Raw genomic sequence first — 7156 nt, 5'->3', positions numbered from 1 at the left:
GAGGAAGAAGTGTGGGAGGTAAGAAAAACTAAGCTCCTCACCTGAGTTCTAAGCTTCGGTTGGAAATGGTAGAAGGGCGTTAGTTTACTTCTTTATTAATGCGCCTGGTGAGGGGCAAGTTTTTCTAATGAAATCAAATTGTAACATAATTGTCCTTCATTTCTTTTTTTAAGATGTTATAATGATTTAGGATACGACAAGAGACGCGAAATTTTTTACTATTTCTACATCGAATTGTCGGACAAGCTAGTATCCTGTGCAGCAGTGTTAGCTTACTAGAAATGCAGGGATGTGAGTATTTGTGATTAAAATGAATGACGTTTGGAAGGCATATCCCAATAATGTTAAGGCAATTAATGGGATTTCCATAAGCATTGATAAAGGTGAATTTGTGTATGTTGTTGGTCCTAGTGGGGCAGGGAAATCGACTTTTATTAAGTTAATGTACCGGGAAGAGAAACCGACAAAAGGTGATATTTTTATTGATCAGACAAACTTGGCAACATTGAAAGAAAAACATATACCTAAAATGCGACGGAGAATTGGCGTAGTGTTTCAAGATTTTAAATTACTTCCAACTCTATCAGTCTATGAGAACGTTGCGTTTGCACTTGAAGTAATTGAAGAAAATCAAAATATAATAAAGAGAAAAGTTATGGATGTACTAGATATTGTTCATTTGAAAAATAAGGCTAGATCTTTGCCGGATGAGCTCTCAGGTGGCGAGCAACAAAGGATTGCGATTGCAAGAGCCATTGTGAATCATCCAGAAGTGTTAATTGCGGATGAGCCTACAGGAAATCTAGATCCAGATACAGCTTGGGAAATTATGGACATCTTAGATGATATCAACCACCGTGGAACGACGGTTATTATGGCGACACATAACAAAGATATCGTGAACACAATCAAGAAACGGGTTATCGCCATTGAAGGTGGACGAGTAGTCCGAGATGAAGTAAGGGGGAGCTACGGCTATGAAGCTTAGAACCCTCGGACGTCATGTTCGAGAAGGCACAAAAAATTTAGGTCGTAATGGTTGGATGACGTTTGCTTCAATCAGTGCAGTGGCCGTAATGCTACTTGTTGTTGGAGTCTTTCTTTTGCTAATTATGAATGTTAACAATGTCGCTTCAAGCATTGAAGATGATGTTGAACTCAAAGTGTATATTGAATTGACTGCCTCGGAAGAACAGCAAAATGAGTTACTTACCGAAATAGAAAAACTTCCACATATTGAAAGCATCACATTCGTTGATAAAGAAGAAGGTTTAAATCAATTAATCGATAGCTTAGATGAAGCTGGGGAAGTATTTGAATCAATTCGAGCAGAAAATCCGTTAAATGATTCGTTTGTTGTGCGAGCGACAAGCCCGCAATTAACGGAACAAGTGGCTGTTACAATTGAACCACTAGAAAATGTTGAGCGAGTGAATTACGGACAAGACTATGTTGAGCGATTATTCACGATTACTGACTTCGTTCGGACAATTGGTTTAGTGCTTGTACTTGGCATGATGTTTACCGCGATGTTTTTAATTGCAAACACTATTAAACTAACGATTGTTGCAAGAAAACGAGAGATTCAAATTATGAAACTTGTTGGAGCAACAAATGGTTTCATTCGTTGGCCGTTTTTTATTGAAGGAATTTTGTTAGGGATTTTAGGAGCTTTAATTCCGATTTTATTAATTGGGTTCGGTTATTCCTATTTAGTTACGAATTATGGAGCACGAATTGAAATCATGTTCTTCTCTCTATTACCTGCTTTTCCTTATGTATGGCAAATCGCAGGGTTATTAGTAGGAATTGGGGCCTTTATTGGTGTGTGGGGAAGTATGATGTCGGTACGGAAATTTTTAAAAGTGTAAGAGATAACGGAGAACGAATCCACTAACCGATCTTGCAGAGGGTTAGTGATTCGTTTCGGTTATTTACATAATAAGGGGGAGCAATTGAATGAAAAGGAAAGTCGGGCTTATAACGATAGCGGTCTTACTGACAATTGGATCTTTCGGTTGGGGTTCATTTAGTGAGACAGCCTCGGCGAATAGTGAACTTCGGAATAAAATAAGTGACGTCGAAAACGAGCGGTCAGAAGCACAAGCAGAAAAGCAGAAAACAGAAGCAGAACTAAACAAATTAGAAAAAGAAATGAAAGCATTGACGGACGAAATTCAGCGCATTGATCACCAAGTAGCCGAAACGAATCAAAAGGTTCGTGAAAAACGTACGGAAATCGAAGAAGTACAAGAAGCGATAGAGCAGTTACAAGAGGAAATTAAAGTTCTTGAAGAACGAATTGCAGAGCGTGATGAATTACTAAAAGAACGTGCGCGTACGATGTATCAATCGGGCGGATCAGTCAATTATTTAGAAGTGATTTTAGGAGCTAAAACGTTTAGTGACTTTTTAGACCGTGTCAATGCTTTATCAGTTATTGCACAACAAGATCGAAATATTTTAGATGCTCATATTGCTGATCATCTTGAGTTAGAGGAAGCAAAAGTACAAGTTGAGATTGAGCTTGAGAAATTAGAAGGACATTTAGAAGAGCTTGAAATGTTGATGGCTGACTTGGAATCTCAACGTCAAGAAAAAGACAAGGTTATGAATCAACTTGAACAACAAGAAGGCGACCTTCATGCAAACCTTGGTGAACTTGAAGGAACAGAGGAAATTCTTCGTGCTCAAGAAGCAGCATTGAAAAAAGAACTAGCAGACTATGAAGAACGTCAGCGTCAAGAAGCGGAAGCACAAGCTGAAGCGCAAGCACAAGCACAAGCACAAGCACAAGCACAAGCACAAGCTCAGGAGAATGCATCTCGAGGCAATTCCGGTTCAACTTCAGGTGGCGGTTCAGGTGGAAATGTACATGATACGCCAGCTGTAACAAATTCTGGTTTTATGCGCCCGACTACTGGTTCGGTTACATCTACTTTTGGTAGACGTGCTTTTTCTGGCGGAAATATGCATTATGGTATTGATATTGGTAAAAATGGACGTACAGGAGACGTACCAATTGTGGCGGTTCAAGATGGAACAGTAGTCCGTGCTTACTATTCTAGTAGTTATGGGAACACGGTCTTGATTGCTCACCAAGTAAATGGCAAGCTTATTACAACATTATATGCTCACATGGAGAACCTAGAAGTGTCATCTGGACAAAGTGTATCAAAAGGACAACGTATAGGCCTCATGGGGAATACAGGCCAATCATTTGGGGCACATCTTCATTTTGAAGTACATGAAGGTGGCTGGAATGGTGCAAAATCAAATGCAGTTGACCCATTTAAGTATATTCCACGTTAAACCAATTTTTAAACCTCATCATTCTTCATTTTAGAAGAGTGGTGGGGTTTTGACTTATTTTGATTCTTTGACTAAAATGAGGATAAATATAGAAACATAATATGTACAAGCAAATCATAAAGTGAAGTGAAACGTTTTTTAGAAGGTTTTCAAAAAGGTCAGCTTTTCCCTTTTTTGAAAACCCTCGACGCAATGAGCGAAGTCGCTACAAAGTTTAATGTCTCTTGGAGCGGGGTACTCCCAAAGACGTGTAGCGAGTGGAGCCGTTGCCAACTTTAATGAAATTTGTATCAGTTGCTCTTTCTCTAATGAAGAGGGAAATAAAGGGTTGGCTGCAAGTGATGTTCTAGACATAGTGGGAGTTGGTAGAAATGAATAAAAAGCAGTTTCTAATGATCGTAGCAGCCGTACTTGTATTAAGTGTGTTTGGGTTTTATTTTCAATCAGCCAAACCAAGTGTTGAGACGGATACAGCTTCATCTGGAAATGATGGACAAGTCGAATCTGAACTTTCTAATGAAGAATTAGTAGAAAAGTTTGAAAAAGCACTAGGAATTATTCATGAACAATATGTCGATGATGTGGATAAGCAGGAACTAATTGAAGGAGCGATTGAAGGTATGCTCCGTACTCTTGAAGATCCCTATTCCGTTTATATGGATCAGGAGACAGCAACGCAATTTGTCGAGTCTCTTGGCTCACATTTTGAAGGGATCGGCGCAGAAGTGAGTATGACGGATGGAAAAGTGACAATTGTTGCGCCATTCCGTGAGTCACCAGCTGAAAAGGCAGGTCTACAGCCAAATGACAAAATTATTGAAATTAATGGAAATTCAATTGAGGGACTTTCTTTATATGAAGCAGTTTTGCAAATTCGCGGTGAAAAAGGGACAACCGTAAACTTAACTATTGAGCGTGCAGGGGCAAATGATTTATTTGAAATCCCAGTTGAACGGGGCGTAATCCCGATTGAGACAGTACGATCGGATGTCATTGAACGCGACGGCATAACAATCGGTCTTCTTGAGATTACATCATTTTCTGAGGATACAGCGGAGCGCTTCCAAGAAAAATTAGAAGCACTTGAGAATAAAGGCATTGATGGTTTAATGATCGATGTGCGTGGGAATCCTGGGGGGTACTTAAATGCGGTCGAGGATATTGGAAAACTCATTATTCCAGGAGGACAACCAATTGTTCAAATTGAGAACCGAGAAGGTGAAAAAGTACGTTATATGTCCAATCTGGATGAGCGTAAACCGTACCCGATTGTCGGCATCACAGATCGTGCATCGGCATCGGCATCAGAAATCTTATCTGCTGCCTTAATTGAAGGTGGAGATTATGATGTGGTTGGTGAGCAAACGTTTGGAAAAGGAACCGTGCAGCAAACAATTAAGCTCGGCGATGGAAGTGAGATAAAGCTATCTTTATTTAGATGGCTAACATCAGCTGGAAATGATATTAACGGCGAAGGTGTTATGCCGACAGTGGAAGTGAAGCAACCAGACTACTTTTATACAGCTCCTATTTCAATTGGGAAAGATGGTCCGTTTCGCTTAGATATGATGAGCGAACAAATTAAAAATGCTCAAGTAATGTTAAAAGGTCTTGGGTATGAACCAGGTCGATCAGATGGATATTTTGATGAGCAGACAGAAAAAGCTGTAATTGCATTCCAACGAGAAGAAAATATTGAGCCATCGGGTGAAATCGATGAAGATACAGCTTCACTGATCCAACAACAAATTGTTGAGCATGCTCGCGAAAAAGAAAATGACCTCCAGCTTCAAACAGCAATTGAACTTGTGATAAAGCAAGCAAAAGAAAACTAAGAGATGAAAGCAAAAAGGGTGCTTTTCCCTTTTTGCTTTCATCTTTGCAATGAGCGGAGTCGTTGCTTTCTTTTAAGCCTGATCTGAGCGAACTTCTCAGACAGGCGTGCAACGTACGAAGCCATTGCTCCTTTGACAAAAAAAGGGTGCTTTTCCCTTTTTACTTTCATCTTAAAGGGACAAATGGGGTTCATGTCGAATTTAATTAGGTACATCCTTCGCGTTATGAAGGATGTACCTTTTTACGTAAGTATGGTACGTTTAAAGGAGAAAGAATAGTTGAAGGAGATACAACTATGGTAAATGACATTTTTATAAGTTTAGGTTATTTTTTTCTTTATTTCATTGTGAATCCGCTTTTGTATATAGGATTATATGCTGTTTATTTATTTTCCGGTAAACGTGTAAAAGAAGAACGGAATGCTTTTCATACAAGAGTTTATGGTCGAATGGCTGATATAACGATTCCGTTCTTATCAGCAACACTAATGGGAATATGTGTATCAGTTGTTACGATGGCACTAGGCTTGACGATTACTTTGCCATTTGTTGCAGTTTTGGCTGTGATTTATATTCTTTTTGCGTTAACGTTTCAAATTAGATGGATGACTCCTACGTTTGTACTTGGGTTTGTGTTAATTTTATATGGAATTAAACCACTACTCGCTCAGTGGGAAGTGGTTGCACCACTTTATCAAATTCTTGATCAAGTTCCAATTGTTGTGGTTGCGACCTTACTCGTTTTGCTCATGCTCGTAGAAGGAGTCTTAATTCGTATTAATGGAGCGACATATACATCGCCATTGCTTGAAAGAAGCAAAAGAGGAAAGTGGGTTGGGATACATAGAGCTAAAAGACTGTGGATGGTTCCTGTTGTACTTTTTATTCCTGAGGGGCTCATTCCTACGTTGTCATTTTGGCCAATTATTACAATTGCTGATACAACGTTGCAACCAGTACTAGTGCCATTTCTGATTGGATTTTTTCAAAAAGTACGGTCGACACTTCCAGCTTTTCCAATACAAACAACAGGCCTGCGTGTCATTGGATTAAGTTGTTTGTTTGCGCTGTTAGCTGTTGGTAGTTACTTTTTTCCGTTGTTAGCTATTGTGTTAGGGGTTCTGGCAATTGTGAGCAGAGAACTTCTCACTATTATTACGAAAAATCGTGATCGCAAAAGCCCAGCCTTTTTCTCGACACGAGCAAGAGGATGTATTGTTCTGGGTGTATTACCTGGAAGCCCTGCTGATAAAATGAACATTGCTGTTGGCGAAACAATTGTCAAAGTGAATGGCAAAGAGGTAAGCGGGGAAACCAGTTTTTATGAAGCGTTGCAAATCAATTCAGCTTTTTGTAAAATGGATGTCTTGAACCATGAAGGAGAAATACGTTTTGCTCAAGGGGCTCTCTATGATGGAGAACATCATCAGCTCGGTGTCTTGCTAATAAAAGATGATATGAATCTTCAGGATTCTATTATTTAAGATGAGTTGTAAACTCATATTCTTGTTGTAACTGTAAAGGGTGAGAAAGCAAGGCAAGAATATACGTAACAATCGCAGGTATAAGGTATAATTGAAATGAAAAATAAGGTTGATTAAAGGAGTTTGAATAGCCGGATGATGGACGTTGTCCTAGCCCTTGTCATCCCTTTTCTGTTAATGATTGTCGTCACAAGAGTTACATTTAGTCTTATTGGTGCTTGGATCGTGACATGGATGATTGGCTTATTTGTATTAGGTTTACATCAGCAGTCTTGGGTAGTTGGGATAATTGCATTTATATCATTTGCCATAGGCCTTGCTGTTGCAAGAAAAAGGCTAATGAAAAAACCAGGAATGTAGGAGAAAGAGAGACGTGAGCAACGTCTCTCTTTCTCCTATGTTTATGTTAAAAATGATTTACAGTGTGGACATAATGATTTAGTAAAGTTTACGGGAAGTGTATTTTCACAAGTTTTACAACTTCTTTTAGAAGACTCTAGATCATTTTCTGTTTCTGGTTTTCTC

6 protein-coding genes are annotated in these 7156 nt (G+C 39.1%); all 6 read left to right on the top strand.

Annotated elements, in window-relative coordinates; genetic code table 11:
• Positions 1–301 precede the first annotated feature (301 nt).
• The gene (ftsE, locus tag SLH51_RS21660; protein WP_335963617.1) at positions 302–988 is read left to right on the top strand and encodes a cell division ATP-binding protein FtsE; all 687 of its coding nucleotides are present in this window, start codon (positions 302–304) and stop codon (positions 986–988) included.
• Positions 978–1871, top strand: a complete 894-nt coding sequence (gene ftsX, locus SLH51_RS21655) for a permease-like cell division protein FtsX (protein WP_335963615.1) — start codon at positions 978–980, stop codon at positions 1869–1871. The genes ftsE and ftsX overlap by 11 nt, the downstream gene beginning before the upstream one ends.
• Before the next feature lie 88 nt (positions 1872–1959).
• A complete protein-coding gene (locus SLH51_RS21650; protein WP_335963614.1) occupies positions 1960–3312 on the top strand; it encodes a murein hydrolase activator EnvC family protein in 1353 nt (450 codons plus the stop codon).
• A 371-nt stretch (positions 3313–3683) separates the two neighbouring features.
• Positions 3684–5147 (top strand): S41 family peptidase, encoded by a 1464-nt coding sequence (locus SLH51_RS21645; RefSeq protein WP_335963613.1) that lies wholly within the window; start codon positions 3684–3686, stop codon positions 5145–5147.
• 296 nt (positions 5148–5443) lie between these two features.
• Positions 5444–6631, top strand: a complete 1188-nt coding sequence (locus tag SLH51_RS21640) for a PDZ domain-containing protein (RefSeq protein ID WP_335963612.1) — start codon at positions 5444–5446, stop codon at positions 6629–6631.
• 135 nt (positions 6632–6766) lie between these two features.
• Positions 6767–6991, top strand: coding sequence for a DUF2198 family protein (locus SLH51_RS21635; protein ID WP_335963611.1), 225 nt, complete (start codon positions 6767–6769; stop codon positions 6989–6991).
• Positions 6992–7156 lie beyond the last annotated feature (165 nt).

Origin of the sequence: Halalkalibacter kiskunsagensis (genome assembly GCF_037027555.1) — a bacterium.
GTDB lineage: Bacteria > Bacillota > Bacilli > Bacillales > Bacillaceae_D > Halalkalibacter > Halalkalibacter kiskunsagensis.
Note: the sequence above shows the minus strand (reverse complement) of the source record. Positions and strands in the feature narration are given on the sequence as shown.

What these genes read in the sequence shown, in the direction of transcription:
- ftsX (WP_335963615.1), top strand. Translation starts at nt 978, where the DNA reads ATGAAGCTTAGAACCCTCGGACGTCATGTTCGAGAAGGCACAAAAAAT.
- SLH51_RS21645 (WP_335963613.1), top strand. Translation starts at nt 3,684, where the DNA reads ATGAATAAAAAGCAGTTTCTAATGATCGTAGCAGCCGTACTTGTATTA.
- SLH51_RS21640 (WP_335963612.1), top strand. Translation starts at nt 5,444, where the DNA reads ATGGTAAATGACATTTTTATAAGTTTAGGTTATTTTTTTCTTTATTTC.
- SLH51_RS21650 (WP_335963614.1), top strand. Translation starts at nt 1,960, where the DNA reads ATGAAAAGGAAAGTCGGGCTTATAACGATAGCGGTCTTACTGACAATT.
- SLH51_RS21635 (WP_335963611.1), top strand. Translation starts at nt 6,767, where the DNA reads ATGATGGACGTTGTCCTAGCCCTTGTCATCCCTTTTCTGTTAATGATT.